A 17,406-nucleotide genomic window follows, 5' to 3' on the forward strand; every position below is an offset into this window, starting at 1 on the left:
CGAAGCTTAGAAGTTCTCTTCGGTGGGCAACTGGAGGTCAACCGAATCCAGTGGCTCGTCTTCGTCGTCATAGCGGCCATAGCTGGCTGCCAGTGCCGCCGCTGGCGGAATGCTGGTCGGCCCCGGAACCGCGTTGCCGCGCTCGTCGATCTTCATGCCGAGCGAGAGGCCCATCTGCGCGAGAATTTCCTTGATCTCGTTCAGGCTCTTGCGGCCAAAGTTCTTGGTCTTCAGCATTTCGGCTTCGGTCTTCTGTACAAGTTCGCCAATGGTTTGGATGTTGGCGTTCTTGAGGCAGTTGTAGCTGCGGACCGAAAGCTCCAGCTCTTCGACGGAGCGGTTGAGGTTGTCGTTCGTCAGGCGGATGGGGCTTTCCACGCCTTCCTGACCAGCCTCAATTTCTTCCTCGAAGTTGATGAAAATGTTCATGTGGTCCTTGAGCAGCTTGGCTGCAAGGCCCACTGCGTCGGCGGGAAGCACGGCACCGTTGGTCCACACTTCGAGCGTCAACTTGTCGTAGTCGGTGATCTGCCCGAGACGGGCAGCATCGACCACGTAGTTCACGCGGCGTACGGGCGAGTGAACCGAGTCCACCGGGATGAATCCGAGGCCGAGGTCCGCGTCAAAGTTCTTGTCGGCGGAGACATAGCCACGGCCACGCTTCAGGCGCATCTCCATTTCGAGCTTGCCGCCCTCGGAGACTGTCGCGAGATACACATTCTTGTCGAGAATTTCAACGTCGCCGTCGGCTTCAATCATGCCGGAGGTTACGACGCCGGGCTGGTCAGCGCGCAGGTAGAGCGCCTTCGGGCCATCGCCCGCCAGCTTGAAGGGAACCTGCTTGAGGTTCAGGATGATGTCGGTCGCGTCTTCTACAACGCCCGTGATCGACTGGAACTCGTGCAGCACACCCTCGATGCGAATGGCGGTAACAGCCGCGCCTTCAATCGAGCTGAGCAGCGTGCGGCGAAGCGCGTTGCCAATGGTGGTGCCGAAGCCACGCTCAAAAGGCTGAGCGCTGAACTTACCGTAGGTGTCAGTGAGCGTCTCGGCATCAACTGCGAGGCGCTTGGGTTTTTGAAATCCTCTCCAAAGCATATGTGTCTCTCGTTTCCCGCGCGGCAGGTACGTCGCGAAGCATTCTGCGGCGGCCGCGCAAGTTCTCCTTCAGTTGGAATTCAGGGACTAGGGACGTAGAGGCTAAGGACTAGAAAAACCGCTGAATCAAGCTGTACTTCCTAGTTCCTATGTCCCTGTCCCTATGTCCCTCTTTTTTACTTGCTGTAAAGTTCGACGATGAGCTGCTCGTTGACGGGCAGGCTCACGTCCTTGCGCTCAGGCAACGACAGAATGCGGCCCGAGAGGTTCGCAAAATCAGCTTCAAGCCACGCCGGAACCAGGTTCTGTGCGGCGTACTGCACCCCCTGCTCGATGATGACGTGCTTCTTGGCGCCTTCGCGGATGGAAATGGTGTCGCCCACGTTCACCTGGTAGGAAGGAATGTTGACCTTTTTGCCGTTGACGAGGACGTGACCGTGGCGGACAACCTGGCGGGCCTGGCGCCGCGAAATCGCATAGCCGAGGCGGAAGGCAACGTTGTCGAGGCGGCGCTCAAGCTGCTGCACGAGCAGATCGCCGGTAACGCCGGTGGCGCGACTGGCCTTTTCGTAGTAAGCGCGGAACTGGCCTTCAAGCGTGAAGTAGATGCGCTTTGCCTTCTGCTTTTCGCGAAGCTGGAGGCCGTAACCTACAACCTTGGTCTTGCGGTCCTTGCCATGCTGGCCAGGGGCGAAGTTGCGCTTTTCAAGCGGGCAACGGTCCGAGGTGCACTTGGTGCCCTTCAAAAAAAGCTTGGTGCCTTCACGACGGCAAAGGCGGCATACTGCTCCGGTATAACGAGCCATTTCTTCTCCTAAATCTCAGGTGACGGCCGGTTTACGTGTCCGGATGAGCACTTCATCCCGGCCCGAATTTTCTTTGAGGGACTTATGGACTAGGGACATCGGGACTAGCACGATACTGCGTTGTGCTTTCTAGTCCCTAGTCTCTACGTCCCTAGTTCCTGTTTCTTACACGCGGCGGCGCTTCGGCGGACGGCAACCGTTGTGCGGCACCGGGGTGACGTCGCGAATGGACTTCACTTCGATACCTGCGGCAGCCAGAGCACGGATTGCCGACTCGCGGCCCGAGCCGGGACCAGCCACGCGAACATCGACGGCACGAAGGCCGTGGTCGCGGGCGATGCCAGCAGCGTTGGAAGCCGCCTGCTGTGCTGCAAACGGGGTTCCCTTGCGCGAACCCTTGAAGCCCAGAGAGCCAGCCGTCTTCCAGCTCAGCGTGTTGCCCATCTGGTCCGTAATGGTCACGATGGTGTTGTTGAACGAGGCCTGAATGTGCGCAATGCCGTACGGCACATTCTTCCGCTCCCGTTTCTTGAACTTCTTGTTCTTGCCAGCCTTGCCCTTTTGTTCCTTCGCCATTAGGTCTTCGCCGTCGCTTTCTTCTTGCCAGCCACGGTACCCTTACGAGGGCCCTTACGCGTGCGGGCATTGGTGTGGGTGCGCTGTCCGCGAACAGGCAGGCCGCGACGATGACGGCTGCCACGGAAGCTCTGGATGTCGATGAGGCGCTTGATGTGCATCTGGGTGTCCTTGCGGAGATCGCCCTCGACACCACCTTCGTCCTCAATCACCTGGCGGATGCGGTTGACCTCGTCTTCGCCCAGATCCTGGATCTTCTTAAAGCCATCGATGTTGGCCTTCTCCAGAATGCGAGCGGCACGGGGATCACCGATGCCGTAGATGTAGGTCAGCGCGATCCGGGCCTGCTTGTTGCGGGGCAGATCGACGCCAGCAATACGTGCCATTCGAGAATCCTTCTTACTGCTTCAGGTTATGTGCCTCCGGCCTAGCGCCGGTTCGCACGGGTTAATCGGATGCCCTTCGAGGTTCCTCGCAAGCCTTGACTCAAGCTAACTCGCCTCATGATGAAGGTTCCGCAATACCAGGCTTGATTAGCCCTGGCGCTGCTTGTGCTTTGCGTTTTCGCAGATCACACGAACCACACCCTTGCGGTTGATGACCTTGCACTTCACGCAAATCTTCTTTACTGATGCACGGACTTTCATTCGTTTGCTGCCCTTTTCTCCGCGCATCGTGGTGACCACGCGGGGTTGTAAAACTTACTTGTAGCGGTACACAATTCGTCCGCGATTCAGATCGTACGGGCTCAGTTCCACCGCTACGCGGTCACCCGGAAGAATGCGGATAAAGTTTTTGCGCATCCTGCCCGAGACGTGAGCCAGAACTTCATGCTCATTCTCGAGCTTGACCTTAAACATGGCGTTGGGCAACGTTTCAACGACCGTTGCCATTACCTCAATCGCGTCTTCTTTCGACAAGCGCTCCGCACCTTTACTTTTTGGACATGCGCGTTACTGCTACGCTGTCAGAATTGTTGCCCCGGTGTCGGTTACCGCCACCGTGTGCTCAAAATGAGCACTCATGCTTCCATCATCCGTAACCGCCGTCCAGCCATCCTTGAGAACGCGGACTGCCGGTTTGCCGACATTCACCATCGGTTCGATGGCAAAGACCATGCCGGCCTTCAACTTCATGCCCTTGCCCGCGCTGCCGTAATTCGGCACCTGCGGGTCTTCGTGCATCGATGTTCCAATCCCGTGGCCGACGAAATCACGAACCACGGAGAATCCTTCGGCTTCGACCACCTGCTGCACGGCCGCGCCGATATCGCCCAGAGTTGCGCCGGGCTTTACGACGGCAATTGCCTTGTGCAGGGACTCTTCTGTGACCTTTAGCAAACGCTCGGTCTGGGGATCAATCTTGTCGCCCACCGCAACCGTAATTGCCGAGTCGCCGTAATAGCTGTCCACAATCGCACCGAAGTCGAGCGAAACAATGTCGCCTTCCTTCAAAACCCGCTTCGAGGAAGGAATGCCGTGCACCACTTCGCTGTTCACCGAGGTACAGAGCACTGCGGGATAGCCGTGGTAGCCCTTGAAGGCAGCCTTTGCGCCAAATTCCTTCAGTGCCTCTTCTGCTGCGCGGTCGAGATCGGCTGTCGTGGCGCCGGGCTTGACCACCATGCGCACGCGCTCCAGCACCTGCCGAGTTACACTGCCCGCGCGGCGCATCTTCTCGATCTCTTTCGACGACTTCAGAACAACAGCCATAAGGCAGCTACTAGCTCCTAATTTTTAGCTCTTAGCTTGATGCCGGTTGAACCGGCTTCGTGCTCAGAACCACGCTTACGCGTTTACACGCAGAATCCACCGCCGGTTGCGCTAGCTTTCCCGCAACCGCTCGACGGCGGCAATAATTCCGGCGGAAACCACCTCAATGGGCTGGTCTCCATCCACTTCCGCGAAACGTCCCTGGGTCCGGTAGTGCTCGACGACAGGCGCGGTTAATGCGGAGTACGCTTTCATGCGCTCCGCAAAGACCTCTTCCGTGTCATCGGCTCGCTGGACCAGCGCAGCGCCTTCTACATCGCATAAGCCTTCTACTTTCGGGGGCTTAGCGTAGATGTTGTAGATGGTCTGGCAGACAGGACAGTTCCTGCGCCCCGTAATTCGGCGCAGTAACTGATTATAGTCCACTTTGATGCTGACGGCAACCACGGGGAGGCCACTCTGCTGGGATGCCAGCCGGCTGTCGAGCCAATCGACTTGATTCAACGTGCGGGGAAAGCCATCCAGAATATAACCACGGCTCGTGTCGGGCTGCGCCAGACGATCCGCGACCATCTCATTCACGAGGTTATCCGGGACCAGTTCTCCGCGCGCCATCAGGTCCTTGGCAATCAGGCCGAGAGAGGTGCCATTGTCCTTATGGAACCGTAGCAGGTCGCCGGTGGAGATCTGCGGGATGCTCCAGAGCTTGACCAGCTCCTTGGCCTGCGTGCCCTTGCCCACGCCTGGCGCGCCGAGCAAAAGGATAGGGCCGGGAATCGTGGAGTTTCCCGATTCCCGGCCAGAGATGATTTCCGCAACAGAGGAGGACATTACCAGGTTTTCCTTCCACGAATGCGGCCTGAACGAGGCGAGAAGCCGTCATAGTGCCGCATAATCAACTGCGACTCAATCTGGTTGACCGTATCCATGGCTACGCCCACCACGATCAGCAACGAGGTGCCGCCGAAGGCGAAGCTGAAACCGAGGCCGTTGGTCATCCATGCCGGTAGCGCATCAAACACACGGCCAATCAGCGGCAGGTGGTTGAGATGGATGCCGGAGATCATGAAGGTAGAAACCAGCGAGATGATGATGAGGTAGAGCGCGCCGACCAGCGTGATGCGGGTCAGGATGTCGTTGATGAAATCCGAGGTGCGCTTGCCGGGGCGGATGCCGGGGATGAACGAACCCGACTTGCGGAAGTTATCCGCGATGTCATCTGGCTTCATCACGATGGACACGTAGAAGTACGCGAAGAAGATGATGCCGAGCATGTACAGCAACTCATACCAAGGCTCGCCGGGCGTGAGTGCGCGGACGATGGGCTGGAGCAGCTTGTTGTTCTGCACCCACTCGATCTGGCTGAAGAGCAGCGGAGCCGAGAGGATGGAGCTGGCGAAGATGACGGGCATGACGCCGCCGGAGTTGACCTTGAGAGGCAGATGGCTGGAGGCTCCGCCCATCATGCGGCGGCCAACGATGCGGCGCGCACTCTGAATCGGAATGCGGCGTTCGCTACGCTCGACATAGACGATGAATGCGACGACAGCAATCATCAGCACGATGACGATCAGGATGCCGAAGAGCGTGAAGGCGCCCCAGGCGTTCGACTGAATCTTCTGGACCAGATCAACGACGCCGTGCGGAAGACCTGCAACGATACCGGCGAAGATGAGCAAGCTCATGCCATTGCCGATGCCGCGGTCTGTAATCTGCTCGCCGAGCCACATGATGAAAGCTGTGCCGGTGGTGAGCGTCAATACGGTCATGAGGCTGAAGCCGATGCCAGGGTGAAGGACGAGTCCCTGCTTGGTGAGAATGGTTGCAATGCCGATGGACTGCAGTGCACCGAGAACAACTGTTACGTAGCGCGTCCACTGCGTAATCTTGCGGCGGCCTAGTTCGCCTTCCTTCTGAATGCGGGCGAGCGGCTCGTAAACCACGGTCAGAAGCTGGAAGATGATCGACGCGGTGATGTACGGCATAATGCCGAGCGCGAAGATCGTCATGCGGCGCAGGTTGCCACCACCGAAGAGATCCATGAGGCCCAGCGCCGAACCGCTCTGCGCTGCGAACAGCTTTTCGAGCAGGTCAGTGTTGATGCCGGGAGTGGGAATGAATGCGCCAAGACGGTAAACGGCCAGAATTCCGAGCGTAAACAGCACGCGCTTACGTAGATCGGGAACCCGGAAGATGTTCAGGAACTTCTCAAGCATGTTTAGGAATATCCTTCGCGCCCGCAGGCGCCGAAATGTCCGTGTGCGTCTATATTAGATCGTCTCGCTCGGGGCTGTCTTCGCAGCGCTGACCGGGGATTGCCGCGCATTCAAACGGGGTGCAGGGTACGGGATGCAGGGTACAGTCTGGCATGTAACCACATACTGTACCCTGCACCCCGTACCCTGTTTCCTGCTTAGGCCTTTGCCGCTTCCGGTTCGCCGCCGAGCACGACTGCCTTGCCGCCAGCCTTTTCGATCTTCTCAACAGCCGACTTGGAGAACTTGTGCGCGGTGATGTTGACCGCCGAGGTCAGCTCGCCCGAGCCAAGAATCTTAATGAGAGCCTTCTTGCTGGATGCGAGGCCGAGCTTCTTATAGTCGTCGATCGCGATTTCCGAAACGCCCAGCTCCGCAATGCGGTCAAGGTTCACAACCGTGTACTCGGTGCGGAAGATGTTGGTAAAGCCGCGCTTGGGGAGGCGGCGATGCAGCGGCATCTGGCCGCCTTCAAAGCCGCGCATCAGGCTGGAGCCCGAACGCGAACCCTGGCCCTTGTGGCCGCGGGTTGAAGTTTTACCCATGCCGGAGCCCATACCGCGGCCGACACGCTTGCGCCCAGTGTTTGCCTTCTTGGGGGCGCGCAGATTTGAAAGATTACGAGTTGCCATGTTTTCCTCGCTATACCGCCGTCCGAAGTTGGTTCGGACGACTCGCGTTAATTAAGCTTTTAGCTCTTAGCCGTTAGCTTTTAGCTCATCCTGCTGGAACCGACACTATCGATTCCCTACGGAACAGCTAGTAGCTAAAAGCTAGGAGCTAACAGCTAGCTTTCCAAAATACGAACCAGATGCGGAACCTTCTTGACCATTCCGCGAATCGAGTCGGAGTCTTCACGCTCGACGATCTGGTTGAGGCGTGTGAAGCCTAGGCCCTTCACTACCAGCTTGTGCTTCACCGGGGTAGCAATGGCCGAGCGGTAGTACTGAATGCGAATCTTCTTGGTCTCAGCCATTGTTTATAGCTCCTCTACGGCCTTGCCGCGCGTGGTGGCGACTTCAGCCTTGTCGCGCAGCTGAACCAGGGCGTCAAAGGTAGCCTTGATTACGTTGTGCGGGTTGGCGGTGCCGAGGCTCTTGGTCAGAACGTTCTGCACACCGGCAGAGGTCATGACAGCGCGAACCGCGCCGCCGGCGATCACGCCGGTACCTTCCGGAGCCGGCTTGAGCAGCACCTGTCCCGAACCAAAACGGCCCAGAACCTGGTGAGGAATCGTGGTCTCGGTCAGGTTAATGCGGACCAGATTCTTCTTCGCCGATTCAATACCCTTGCGGATTGCCTGCGGCACTTCCTTGGCTTTGCCGGAGCCGTAGCCGACCACGCCCGAAGCGGCGTCGCCCACCACGACCAGCGCGGCAAAGGACATGTTCTTGCCGCCCTTGACCACCTTGGTCACGCGGTTGATGGCCACCACCTGATCCTTCAGGTTGTACTGGTTGGCATCGAGTTTCTTCTTCGTCGTCATCGTGTCGATTCCTTCAAAAATCCGTTAGAACTCAAGTCCGGCTTCGCGAGCAGCATCGGCAAGCGCCTTGATGCGCCCATGATAGAGATAGCCACCGCGGTCGAAGACCACCTTCTTGATGCCCTTCTCTACTGCCTTCTTCGCAACTTCCGTGCCCACTTCCTTGGCAGCGGTTACGTTGCCGCCGGTCTTCGACTTGATGGTCGAAGCAGAGACAAGCGTTACGCCGGTCGCGTCGTCAATCACCTGTGCGTAGATGTGGTTGAGCGAGCGGTAAACGTTGAGGCGTGGGCGCTCGGTGGTGCCGCTGAGCTTGCGGCGAATGCGCGAGTGGATGCGCTTGCGAATTTCATTTCTCTTGGTCTGTGTGATCATGTGTCACTTCCTATCAGCGGGGCCGCCCTGCGACCCCGTTCGGGTTATTTCTTACTTGGAGCCCGTCTTGCCGGCCTTCTTCTTCAGCTTCTCATTCGAGTAGCGAACGCCCTTGTTCTTGTAGGGGTCCGGTTTACGCAGTGAGCGCATGTCGGCGGCAACCTGGCCAACCTTCTGACGGTCAATGCCCGTCACGGTCAGGTGCGTCTGCTTCGGGTCGATGGTGACTTCGATGCCGGTGGGCAGCGGGAACTCAATCACGTGCGAGTAGCCCAGCGTGAACACAACCGTGTTCTTGCCCTTCATTTCGGCGCGGTAACCGATGCCGACGATATCGAGTTCCTTCGTCCAGCCCTTAGTCACGCCTTCGACTGCGTTGAAGACCAGAGCGCGGGTGAGGCCGTGAACAGCAGCGTACTTGTCATCCTGACGGTTGACGAGGAGCTGACCATCCTTGGTCTCGAGCGTGATACCTTCGGCAACCATCGCCGTAACCTTGCCCTTGGGGCCTTCCACGAGAACCGTGTTGCCATCCACGGTGTACTTGACACCAGCGGCGAGCGCAATCGTCTTCTTTCCAATACGAGACATTGCTTCAATCCTTAAGTGGCTTGCGAGTCCCGATGTCGCCATCGTTCCACTGCAGCCGGAAACAGGGGTTAGGGTACAGGGTACGGGGTACAGTAGCTTTATGATGCCTGAACTGTCCTCGATACGCGGTGCCCTGCTCCCTGGCTTTACCAAACTTCGCAGAGCACTTCGCCGCCTACACCTTCGCGGCGAGCCTGGCGGCCGGTCATGACACCCTTGGGGGTGGTCATGATCGAGATGCCCAGTCCGCCCTGCACGCGCTTGATCTCATCGCGGCCAATGTACACACGGCAGCCGGGACGCGAAATGCGAGCGAGGTCACGGATGGCCGACTCGGTTCCGCCGTACTTGAGGTACACGCGAAGAACCTGCTTGCCATCTTCTTCCTGGGTCTTGTAGTTCGAAATGTAGCCCTCTTCTTTGAGGATGCGGGCAATCTCGGTCTTCAGCTTGGAGGCTGGAACATCCAGCTTCTGGTGGCGTGCACGGATCGCATTGCGGATGCGCGCCAGAAAATCTGCTACAGGGTCTGTCAGACTCATTCCTTCTCCTTCATTTCCCGTTCGTCCGGCTCTGCCGGAAACCAGCGGAAATGGTTAAAACCAGCTTCTAGCTTTTAGCCTGCTACTCGTTGCGAGCGCATCGGTCCACATATCGAGCTAAGAGCTAAGGCTAAAGCTACTTTACTTACCAGCTTGACTTCACAACGCCGGGGATTTCGCCCTTCAGCGCCAGTGCACGGAAGCACAGACGGCAAACGCCGAACTTGCGCAGATAGGCTCGCGGACGTCCACAGAGCTTGCACCGGTTGTGCTTGCGGGAGCTAAACTTCGGCTTCCGCGCGTCCTTCACTCGTTTTGCAGTGGTTGCCATAAAATCCTCTTAACTCCTCTTAGGCACCCTGACGGAACGGCATGCCGAAAGCCTTCAGCAGCGCGCGCGCAGAGTTGTCGTCCTGGGCCGTGGTCACAATGGTGATGTTCAGGCCCTTGAGCTTCTCAACCTTGGAGTAATCAATCTCCGGGAAGATAAGCTGGTCGCGCAGGCCGAGCGTGTAGTTGCCGCGTCCGTCAAAGCTCTTGGTTGAAACGCCGCGAAAGTCGCGAACACGAGGCAGAGCCGTGGCAATCAGGCGGTCCAGAAACTCGTACGCCTTATCGTTGCGCAGTGTCACCATCGCGCCAATCGGCATGCCTTCACGAACCTTGAAGGCCGCTATGGACTTCTTGGCCTTGGTGGTTACCGGCTTCTGGCCGCTGATCGCCGCGAGGTCGCCCACGAGCGGGTCGAGAAGCTTGCTGTTCTGCGTCGCTTCACCCAGACCCATATTGAGAACAATCTTCTCAATCTTCGGCACTGCGTTCGGATTCTCAAGACCAAGCTCCTTCTGAAGAGCCTGCTTGAGTTCCTTGTTGTACTTCTCTTTCAGCCTTGCTGCCATTTCTTTGCTCTCTTTCTGCCGGTTGTCGGAGTGGCCTTTCGACCGTATACCGTTACGGCAGGTGTTCAATTTTCTCAGCGCGTGGCTGAGAACTGTTGCTTACTTACCAGCTTTCCCGCGCTCGACGAGCACCACGTTGGAGACGTCGATCGGCGACTCCTGCTCGGCGATGCCGCCCTGCGTACGCTGGCCGGTCTTCGACGAAATCGTCTTCTTGATGATGCGCACGTGCTCAACCAGCACCTTGCCCTTGTCAGGGAAGACGCGCAGAACGCGCCCGGTCTTGCCGCGGTCGCTGCCCGTAATCACCTTGACCGTATCGTTGCGATGAATCTTAACCTTGGCCATCTTCTTCTCTCTTCAGCAGACTCGAAAACTAAACAACTTCCGGAGCCAGCGAAACGATCTTCAAAAACTTCTTTTCACGGAGCTCACGAGCAACGGGACCGAAAACACGGGTTCCCACCGGCTCATGCGAATCGTCAATCACCACAGCCGCGTTCTCATCGAAGCGAATGTAGGTGCCGTCCTTACGGCGGTATTCCTTGCGCGTACGGACGATCACGGCCTTGACGACCTTGCCCTTCTTTACCGTGCCATCCGGCGAAGCTTCCTTCACCGCGGCGGTCACGATGTCGCCGAGCGACGCCGTGCGGCCAAGGCTGCCGCCAATCGGATTGATGACCTGCAGCTTGCGCGCGCCGGAGTTGTCGGCCACCGCGAGCATGGTTCTCATTTGCACTGCCATGGTTCTTCTCCCTTTCCTCGCGCGTTAAACCGCAGCCGGCTTCGCGGCGTCTTCAATCTGGCCAAGCGACGAGCGGCGGACGATCTCTTCGAGTGCCCAGCGCTTCAGCTTGCTCGTCGGACGGGTTTCGCGAATGCGAACCACATCGCCCACGCGCGCCGAGTTCTGCTCGTCATGCGCATAAAACTTCTTCGAGCTCTTCACAATGCGCTTGTACTTGGGGTGCGCCTTGCGCATTTCCACTTCAACAACGATGGTCTTCTGCATTTTGGTCGAGACCACGTTGCCGACCTTCTCATTGCGCCGCGAGCTAGCCGCCGGCGTCTGCACTGCTTCTTCGTTCGCCATTTAGCGTGCTCCCTTTCCAGCCTTCGTAGCCGCCTTAGGCGCGAAGCCGAGTTGACGCTCACGCGCCACGGTCTTGATGCGAGCAATGTCCTTGCGCAGTTCGCGGAGCTTCTTCACTCCGTCGTTCTGGCCCAGCGACGCCTGAAAACGTAGGCGGAAAAGCTGCTCCGCCGAGGTCTTCTCCTGGCTTGCCAGTTCTTCATCGCTCAAGTTGCGAATCTTATCGAGTTCCATCTCTTCTTCTCCAGCGGCGCAGTCTTCTGCAAGCAGAACTTACTACCGCTCAATCTTCAAACGCTGCTTAGGCAGCCGTTTCCTTCTCTGCCGCAGCCTTGATGACGCCAGGGCGCTGCACAAACTTCGTCTTCAGCGGCAGCTTGTTTGCTGCCAAGCGCATGGCTTCCTGCGCAATCTCCGGAGCGACACCTTCCATCTCGAAGAGAATCTTGCCCGGACGAACCACGGCTACCCAGTGGTCCAGCGCGCCCTTGCCCGACCCCATTCGGACTTCGGCCGGCTTCTTGGTAATCGGCTTATCCGGAAACAGACGGAGCCAGATCTTGCCACCGCGCTTAATGAAGCGTGTCATGGCGATACGGCTGGCTTCAATCTGGCGGTCCGTAATGTAGCCCGCCTCAAGAACCTTCAGGCCGTACTCACCGAATGCAAGCTGCGAACCGCGCCACGCCTTACCGCGACGCTTGCCCTTTTGCTGCTTACGATATTTTACCTTCTTTGGCATCAACATAGCGAATTTCCTCAAAAGCTGCTACTAGCTTTGGAGCTACCAGCGCTTAGCTTGAATTGCTTACCCTGCAGCTTGTTTCCCGTCCCGCTCCCCGCCGGAACCAAATCCGGCCAGGTACTGAAGACGGGAAGCTGCGATTAGAACACCGACGTGCCCGTTACCGGAACCTGCGCCGTACGGCGCTTCTGCTCATAGATGTCGCCGCGATAGATCCACGTCTTCACACCGATCACGCCATAGGTCGTGTTCGCTTCGGTGAAGCCGTAATCGATATCCGCGCGAAGCGTGTGCAGCGGAAGACGGCCCTGCAGATACCACTCAGAACGAGCGATTTCGTTACCGTTCAAACGGCCCGAAACGCGAACCTTGATGCCCTTGCAGCCGAAGCGCAGCGCCGAATCCACGCTCTTACGCATAGCGCGGCGGAAGCTGACGCGCTTCTCGAGCTGGAGAGCGATATTCTCCGAGACGAGCTGAGCGTCAAGCTCGGGCTTGTTTACCTCGATGATGTCGATGAACACGTCACGGTTGGTGCGCTTGCCAAGCTCAGCCTTGAGCTTTTCGATCTCGGCGCCCTTACGGCCAATCACGATGCCCGGACGAGCCGTGCGGATGAGAAAACGCAGCTTGTTGCCCGGACGCTCGATCTCGACCGAGCTGACACCGGCGGCCTTCAGCTTCTCGCGAAGCTCGGCCTTCAGCTTGACATCTTCGACAAGGAGCTTGTCATAGTCGCGCTCTGAGTACCAGCGCGAACGCCACGGCTTGTTTACTCCCAGCCGGAATCCGTAAGGATGGACTTTCTGTCCCATAATTACTCCCTCAATCCCTTTACGCCTTGGTGGCGGCTTTCTTGGTTGCGGTCTTCTTCGCGGGAGCCTTCTTTGCCGGATCCTTCTTCGCAGGCTTCGCCGCTACTTCGGGCTCTTCCACCTTTGTCACGAGCGTTGCACCACCGCTGCGCTCCGCGACCGACACAATGATGTGTGCCAGACGGCGCTGGTAACGGTATGCACGGCCCATGGGCGCAGGGCGGATGCGCTTCATGCGCGGTCCGTCGTTCGCCAGTGCCTGCTTGACGTAGAGGTTATCCACATCCAGGTCCAATCCCTGCTCGCCCGCCACGTACTTGGCGTTATCCACTGCCGAAACCAACAGCTTGTGGATCACCGGAGCGATACGCTTCTTCGTGAAGGCCGCTGTCTCCAGCGCCTCCTGCACTCCCCGGCCCCTGATCAGATCGAGCACCAGGCGCGCCTTTTGCGGCGACACGCGCTGAAACTTGGCCTCTGCCCGATATTCTTTTGTCTCGACTGCCATCGTCTTCTTCCTCGAAAATCAGCTTCTAGCTGCTAGCTTCTAGCTGCTAGCCAATCTAGTTCTGGCAAGCTGTCTATTTCCACGCATCAAGCTAAAAAGCTAGAGGCTAGGAGCTAGAAGCTGCCCTGTTACCTTGCCTTCGCGCCGGCCTCGGCCTGCTTGCCTGCCGTGTGGCCTTTGAACGTACGCGTTGCAGCAAACTCGCCCAGCTTGTGGCCTACCATGTTCTCGGTTACGTAAACCGGAACAAACTTCTTGCCGTTATGCACGGCAATAGTGTGCCCTACGAACTCAGGGAAGATGGTCGAACGACGCGACCAGGTCTTCACAACCTTCTTGTCATTCGCCGCGTTGAGCGCTTCCACCTTTACCATCAGGTGCGAGTCAATAAACGGACCCTTCTTAGTTGAACGTGCCATTTTTCTCCTCGCTCCTTACTTCGTCCGGCGGTTGACGATAAACACGTCGGTCCGCTTGTTGTTGCGCGTCTTGTATCCGCGAGTCGGCTGGCCCCACGGCGTCACAGGATGACGTCCGCCCGAGGTCTTGCCTTCACCACCGCCATGTGGGTGGTCAACCGGGTTCATGGTCACACCGCGGTTGGTCGGGCGAATGCCCTTCCAGCGGTTACGGCCGGCCTTGCCGATTGAAACGTTCTCGTGGTCGGTGTTGCCCACCTGGCCGATGGTTGCGTAGCAATCCACCAGCACCTTGCGGGTTTCACCGGAAGGCAGCTTGAGCAGTGCGTAGTCGCCTTCCTTGGCAACCAACTGCGCCTGCGCGCCAGCCGAACGCGCCATTTGCGCGCCCTTGCCGGGGCGAAGCTCAATTGCGTGCACCGTGGTACCAGCCGGGATGAAGCGCAGCGGCAGAGCGTTGCCAACGAGAATGTCGGCTTCGGGACCAGAGGTCACCGTCGCACCAACCTTCAGGCCAACCGGCTGCAGGATGTAGCGCTTCTCGCCGTCTGCATAGTGCACCAGCGCGATGCGGGACGAGCGGTTCGGATCATACTCAATCGTCGCAATCTTGCCCGGAACGCCGGTCTTGTCGCGCTTGAAGTCGATCAGACGAATCTTCTGCTTGTGACCACCGCCATGGTGACGGATGGTCAGATCGCCCGAGTTGCGGCGTCCGCCGGTACGCTTACGCGTGGTGAGCAGCGGCTTGTGCGGCGTCGATGTCGTGAGATCATCGTTCACCTGCGTGCTCTTGAAGCGCAGCGTCGGCGTTATCGGTCTATATGTCTTGATAGCCATCGTCTTTGTCCTGGAGAATCGGCGCAAACTTCAACGCCACTCTCCCCGTTTCTCCGGAGCGCTATCCAATCCGCGCTCCGATAATCCTTCTCAAGTCGCGAGCCCCTTGTTACAGGTTGCTCACGTACTCAGGCATCTTTTCGCCGGCCTTCAGCCGGACATATGCCTTCTTCCAGTCAGGGCGGAATCCCGCAAAACGGCCGCGGCGGCGTTCCTTGCCGACCACGTTCGAAGTGCGAACCGCGGCAACCTTGACCTTGAAAAGAGCCTCAACGGCCTGCTTCACTTCGGTCTTGGTCGCCTCGGGAGCCACGTCGAACACCAGCGTCCCTTCGGTTTCCTTCATGCCTAGGCCCTTCTCTGTAATGAGGGGGCGGCGAATTACGGTATAAATCGTAGGCATTACGCAGCCTCCGTCTGTGCCAGCTTGCGCTTCGACACGGTTTTGGTCAGCACCTCGGCCAACTGCTCAATCGCTTCCTTCGAGAAGATCGCGCGATCATAACGCAGCAGGTCATAAGGATGAACCTCGTTGTTCAGCACCAGTTCCACGCCCTCGAGGTTGCGTGCGCCAAGCACCACAGCCGTCGTCAGCGTCTTGCCGTTGTCGACAAGCAGAGCCGTACGCTTCACACCCAAGGTATCCAGCGCCTTGCGATAAAGCTTGGTCTTCGCTTCCTTGATCTCGAGCGAGTCCACAATCGTCAGCTTGCCGTCGGCCAGCTTGGCCGCGAGAGCCGAGCGCAGTGCGCCCATGAGCTTCTTGCGGGGGAAAGCATAGTCGTACGAGCGGGGCTGAGGTCCGTGAACCGTGCCGCCATGACGCCACAGGGGCGAACGCACCGAGCCGATACGCGCACGGCCCGTGCCCTTCTGCTTCCAAAGCTTCTTGCCCGAACCGGCAACCAGCTTGCGGTTCTTGGTGGCGTGCGTACCCTGACGCAGCGAAGCACGGTAGTGCTTGACCGCCTCCCAGAGCAGAGCCTCGTTCACCTGGTCGGCGCCAAAGATAGCGTCGGCCAGCTCCACCGAGCCCACCTTTTGCCCATTCAGATTAACTACATCCACGTTTGCCATCGTCTTCTTCTTCCGCTGACTCTTCTTGCTTGTCAGCTCGTCATCTTGTCGCACTCATACCGAGCGCATATTTTTCAAGCCGCAAGAACTACTTCTTCTTCGGCGAAGCCTTCTTCGAAGCCTTCAGCGGATCAACCGTGCCCGAGCCGCCAAATCCACGACGCTCACGCGGCGGAGCCTTGGCCTTCGAGATCATCACGTAACCATCCTTCGGGCCCGGAACCGCGCCTTCCACCATCAGCAGGTTCTCGTCCAAGTCGATGCCACGAATCCGAAGATTGCGGACCGTCACCTGGTCGGTGCCGAAGTGGCCAGGCATACGCTGACCAGGGAAAACACGCGACGGGAAGCTCGAGGCGCCAATCGAACCCTGCACCTGGAACATGTGTCCGTGAGCAGCAGGACCACCGCCGAAGTTGTGACGCTTCACAACGCCCGCGAAACCGCGGCCCTTCGAGGTGCCGATCACATCGACAAACTTCGCATCCGAGAAGATGTCTACGAGAACGCGGTCGCCAGCCTTGGTGTTCTCCTGGCCGTCTTCGCCAAGCTCAAGGTCGATTTCCTTTACAAACTTTACTGGGGGCGCATCCGACTTCTTCAGGTGACCCGCTTCGGGCTTGGTCAGCTTGCTTGCCTTCACGAACTCGACAAGACCAATCTGCGCGGCCTCGTAGCCGTCCTTGGCCAGGGTCTTCAACTGCGTAACAACACAGGGACCGGCCTGAAGCACCGTGATCGGGTGAACTTCGCCCTTTTCGTCGAAGACCTGCGTCATGCCGATCTTTTTTCCAAGAATTCCTGTAACTGCCATTTTTCCTCTCCTCATCATGCGAGGCTCATCACCACGCACTGCCGGGTTAATGAAACTACTTCTCGAAAGCCTTAATCTCGACGTCCACACCAGCAGGCAGATCAAGCTTCATCAGCGCGTCCACCGTCTGCTGCGTCGGCTCAAGAATGTCGATCAGACGCTTGTGCGTACGGATCTCGAAAGCCTCGCGAGACTTTTTATCCACGTGCGGCGAACGCAGCACGCAGTACTTGTTCTTGATCGTCGGCAAGGGAATCGGACCCGCCACCTGTGCTCCGGTGCGCTTGGCCGTCTCCACAATCTCGCCGGTCGAGGTGTCGAGCACGCGATAGTCGTATGCCTTCAACCGGATGCGAATTCTCTGTCCTACCATGGCTCTTCTTTCTGAGGAGCCCGAGGAGAGGCATCTTATTCCTGATGCTTCAACTCAGGCCCCTGATTCCACTTACTTAATGATCTCGCTGATGGTGCCAGCGCCGACGGTGCGTCCGCCTTCGCGAATCGCGAAGCGCAGGCCCTTTTCCATGGCCACAGGCGTAATCAGCTCAACAACCAGCTGCACGTTGTCGCCAGGCATCACCATCTCCGTGCCTTCCGGAAGCTCCGCCACGCCCGTCACGTCCGTCGTGCGGAAGTAGAACTGCGGACGATAGCCCTTGAAGAACGGAGTGTGACGGCCGCCTTCTTCCTTCGACAACACGTAAACTTCGCCCTTGAAGTTCGTGTGAGGCGTGATCGATCCGGTCTTCGCC

At 58.2% G+C, this 17,406-nt stretch carries 31 protein-coding genes; all 31 read right to left on the reverse strand.

Annotated elements, in window-relative coordinates; genetic code table 11:
• Positions 1 to 6: 6 nt before the first annotated feature.
• Entirely contained in the window at positions 7 to 1,098 is a 1,092-nt protein-coding gene (locus AC5S3R_RS11310; RefSeq protein ID WP_494267149.1) for a DNA-directed RNA polymerase subunit alpha, read from the reverse strand.
• A gap of 176 nt (positions 1,099 to 1,274) precedes the next feature.
• Positions 1,275 to 1,904 (reverse strand): 30S ribosomal protein S4, encoded by a 630-nt coding sequence (gene rpsD / locus AC5S3R_RS11315; protein ID WP_494267150.1) that lies wholly within the window; start codon positions 1,902 to 1,904, stop codon positions 1,275 to 1,277.
• A 165-nt stretch (positions 1,905 to 2,069) separates the two neighbouring features.
• On the reverse strand, positions 2,070 to 2,480 hold the full coding sequence (gene rpsK, locus AC5S3R_RS11320; protein ID WP_494267151.1) for a 30S ribosomal protein S11: 411 nt from the start codon (positions 2,478 to 2,480) through the stop codon (positions 2,070 to 2,072).
• Positions 2,480 to 2,866 carry a 30S ribosomal protein S13 gene (rpsM, locus tag AC5S3R_RS11325; protein WP_494267152.1) on the reverse strand — a complete coding sequence of 129 codons (387 nt, stop codon included), beginning with the start codon at positions 2,864 to 2,866 and terminating at the stop codon, positions 2,480 to 2,482. The genes rpsK and rpsM overlap by 1 nt, the downstream gene beginning before the upstream one ends.
• Positions 2,867 to 3,013: 147 nt before the next feature.
• The gene (rpmJ, locus tag AC5S3R_RS11330; protein WP_058186099.1) at positions 3,014 to 3,127 is read right to left on the reverse strand and encodes a 50S ribosomal protein L36; all 114 of its coding nucleotides are present in this window, start codon (positions 3,125 to 3,127) and stop codon (positions 3,014 to 3,016) included.
• Positions 3,128 to 3,181: 54 nt separating this feature from the next.
• Positions 3,182 to 3,400, reverse strand: a complete 219-nt coding sequence (gene infA / locus AC5S3R_RS11335; protein WP_494267153.1) for a translation initiation factor IF-1 — start codon at positions 3,398 to 3,400, stop codon at positions 3,182 to 3,184.
• A 39-nt stretch (positions 3,401 to 3,439) separates the two neighbouring features.
• Positions 3,440 to 4,192: a type I methionyl aminopeptidase gene (gene map / locus AC5S3R_RS11340; RefSeq protein ID WP_494267154.1), complete on the reverse strand. Its 753-nt coding sequence runs from the start codon at positions 4,190 to 4,192 to the stop codon at positions 3,440 to 3,442.
• Positions 4,193 to 4,303: 111 nt separating this feature from the next.
• A complete protein-coding gene (locus AC5S3R_RS11345; protein WP_494267155.1) occupies positions 4,304 to 5,023 on the reverse strand; it encodes an adenylate kinase in 720 nt (239 codons plus the stop codon).
• Entirely contained in the window at positions 5,023 to 6,408 is a 1,386-nt protein-coding gene (secY, locus tag AC5S3R_RS11350) for a preprotein translocase subunit SecY (protein WP_494267156.1), read from the reverse strand. The genes AC5S3R_RS11345 and secY overlap by 1 nt, the downstream gene beginning before the upstream one ends.
• Positions 6,409 to 6,605: 197 nt before the next feature.
• Positions 6,606 to 7,079, reverse strand: a complete 474-nt coding sequence (rplO, locus tag AC5S3R_RS11355) for a 50S ribosomal protein L15 (protein ID WP_494267157.1) — start codon at positions 7,077 to 7,079, stop codon at positions 6,606 to 6,608.
• A gap of 155 nt (positions 7,080 to 7,234) precedes the next feature.
• On the reverse strand, positions 7,235 to 7,423 hold the full coding sequence (rpmD, locus tag AC5S3R_RS11360; protein WP_494267158.1) for a 50S ribosomal protein L30: 189 nt from the start codon (positions 7,421 to 7,423) through the stop codon (positions 7,235 to 7,237).
• Positions 7,424 to 7,426: 3 nt separating this feature from the next.
• Positions 7,427 to 7,933 carry a 30S ribosomal protein S5 gene (rpsE, locus tag AC5S3R_RS11365; RefSeq protein ID WP_494267159.1) on the reverse strand — a complete coding sequence of 169 codons (507 nt, stop codon included), beginning with the start codon at positions 7,931 to 7,933 and terminating at the stop codon, positions 7,427 to 7,429.
• Positions 7,934 to 7,957: 24 nt separating this feature from the next.
• On the reverse strand, positions 7,958 to 8,308 hold the full coding sequence (rplR, locus tag AC5S3R_RS11370; protein ID WP_494267160.1) for a 50S ribosomal protein L18: 351 nt from the start codon (positions 8,306 to 8,308) through the stop codon (positions 7,958 to 7,960).
• 51 nt (positions 8,309 to 8,359) lie between these two features.
• Entirely contained in the window at positions 8,360 to 8,899 is a 540-nt protein-coding gene (gene rplF, locus AC5S3R_RS11375; protein ID WP_494267161.1) for a 50S ribosomal protein L6, read from the reverse strand.
• A gap of 146 nt (positions 8,900 to 9,045) precedes the next feature.
• A complete protein-coding gene (gene rpsH / locus AC5S3R_RS11380; RefSeq protein ID WP_494267162.1) occupies positions 9,046 to 9,441 on the reverse strand; it encodes a 30S ribosomal protein S8 in 396 nt (131 codons plus the stop codon).
• A 145-nt stretch (positions 9,442 to 9,586) separates the two neighbouring features.
• Positions 9,587 to 9,772 (reverse strand): type Z 30S ribosomal protein S14, encoded by a 186-nt coding sequence (locus tag AC5S3R_RS11385; RefSeq protein ID WP_494267163.1) that lies wholly within the window; start codon positions 9,770 to 9,772, stop codon positions 9,587 to 9,589.
• A gap of 19 nt (positions 9,773 to 9,791) precedes the next feature.
• A complete protein-coding gene (gene rplE / locus AC5S3R_RS11390; RefSeq protein WP_494267164.1) occupies positions 9,792 to 10,340 on the reverse strand; it encodes a 50S ribosomal protein L5 in 549 nt (182 codons plus the stop codon).
• 99 nt (positions 10,341 to 10,439) lie between these two features.
• Positions 10,440 to 10,688 carry a 50S ribosomal protein L24 gene (rplX, locus tag AC5S3R_RS11395; RefSeq protein ID WP_494267165.1) on the reverse strand — a complete coding sequence of 83 codons (249 nt, stop codon included), beginning with the start codon at positions 10,686 to 10,688 and terminating at the stop codon, positions 10,440 to 10,442.
• 28 nt (positions 10,689 to 10,716) lie between these two features.
• The gene (gene rplN, locus AC5S3R_RS11400) at positions 10,717 to 11,088 is read right to left on the reverse strand and encodes a 50S ribosomal protein L14 (RefSeq protein ID WP_494267166.1); all 372 of its coding nucleotides are present in this window, start codon (positions 11,086 to 11,088) and stop codon (positions 10,717 to 10,719) included.
• Between the two features lie 24 nt (positions 11,089 to 11,112).
• Positions 11,113 to 11,436 carry a 30S ribosomal protein S17 gene (rpsQ, locus tag AC5S3R_RS11405; protein ID WP_494267167.1) on the reverse strand — a complete coding sequence of 108 codons (324 nt, stop codon included), beginning with the start codon at positions 11,434 to 11,436 and terminating at the stop codon, positions 11,113 to 11,115.
• On the reverse strand, positions 11,437 to 11,670 hold the full coding sequence (rpmC, locus tag AC5S3R_RS11410) for a 50S ribosomal protein L29 (RefSeq protein WP_494267168.1): 234 nt from the start codon (positions 11,668 to 11,670) through the stop codon (positions 11,437 to 11,439). It abuts the gene before it with no gap.
• 67 nt (positions 11,671 to 11,737) lie between these two features.
• Complete coding sequence (gene rplP, locus AC5S3R_RS11415; RefSeq protein ID WP_494267169.1) at positions 11,738 to 12,184, reverse strand: 50S ribosomal protein L16; 447 nt, start codon at positions 12,182 to 12,184, stop codon at positions 11,738 to 11,740.
• Between the two features lie 137 nt (positions 12,185 to 12,321).
• Positions 12,322 to 12,996, reverse strand: a complete 675-nt coding sequence (gene rpsC / locus AC5S3R_RS11420; protein ID WP_494267170.1) for a 30S ribosomal protein S3 — start codon at positions 12,994 to 12,996, stop codon at positions 12,322 to 12,324.
• A gap of 19 nt (positions 12,997 to 13,015) precedes the next feature.
• Entirely contained in the window at positions 13,016 to 13,504 is a 489-nt protein-coding gene (gene rplV / locus AC5S3R_RS11425) for a 50S ribosomal protein L22 (RefSeq protein ID WP_494267171.1), read from the reverse strand.
• A gap of 128 nt (positions 13,505 to 13,632) precedes the next feature.
• Positions 13,633 to 13,923 (reverse strand): 30S ribosomal protein S19, encoded by a 291-nt coding sequence (gene rpsS, locus AC5S3R_RS11430; protein ID WP_494267172.1) that lies wholly within the window; start codon positions 13,921 to 13,923, stop codon positions 13,633 to 13,635.
• Between the two features lie 15 nt (positions 13,924 to 13,938).
• Positions 13,939 to 14,763: a 50S ribosomal protein L2 gene (gene rplB, locus AC5S3R_RS11435; RefSeq protein ID WP_494267173.1), complete on the reverse strand. Its 825-nt coding sequence runs from the start codon at positions 14,761 to 14,763 to the stop codon at positions 13,939 to 13,941.
• A gap of 109 nt (positions 14,764 to 14,872) precedes the next feature.
• Entirely contained in the window at positions 14,873 to 15,166 is a 294-nt protein-coding gene (locus AC5S3R_RS11440; protein WP_494267174.1) for a 50S ribosomal protein L23, read from the reverse strand.
• Positions 15,166 to 15,840 carry a 50S ribosomal protein L4 gene (gene rplD, locus AC5S3R_RS11445; protein ID WP_494267175.1) on the reverse strand — a complete coding sequence of 225 codons (675 nt, stop codon included), beginning with the start codon at positions 15,838 to 15,840 and terminating at the stop codon, positions 15,166 to 15,168. The genes AC5S3R_RS11440 and rplD overlap by 1 nt, the downstream gene beginning before the upstream one ends.
• Before the next feature lie 88 nt (positions 15,841 to 15,928).
• Complete coding sequence (gene rplC, locus AC5S3R_RS11450) at positions 15,929 to 16,654, reverse strand: 50S ribosomal protein L3 (RefSeq protein WP_494267176.1); 726 nt, start codon at positions 16,652 to 16,654, stop codon at positions 15,929 to 15,931.
• A gap of 55 nt (positions 16,655 to 16,709) precedes the next feature.
• Positions 16,710 to 17,027 (reverse strand): 30S ribosomal protein S10, encoded by a 318-nt coding sequence (gene rpsJ / locus AC5S3R_RS11455; RefSeq protein ID WP_493933614.1) that lies wholly within the window; start codon positions 17,025 to 17,027, stop codon positions 16,710 to 16,712.
• Between the two features lie 72 nt (positions 17,028 to 17,099).
• A partial coding sequence (locus AC5S3R_RS11460; RefSeq protein WP_494267177.1) for an EF-Tu C-terminal domain-related protein occupies positions 17,100 to 17,406 on the reverse strand: 307 nt, incomplete at its 5' end.

The organism is Occallatibacter sp. FHG110214_02 (genome assembly GCF_059115385.1).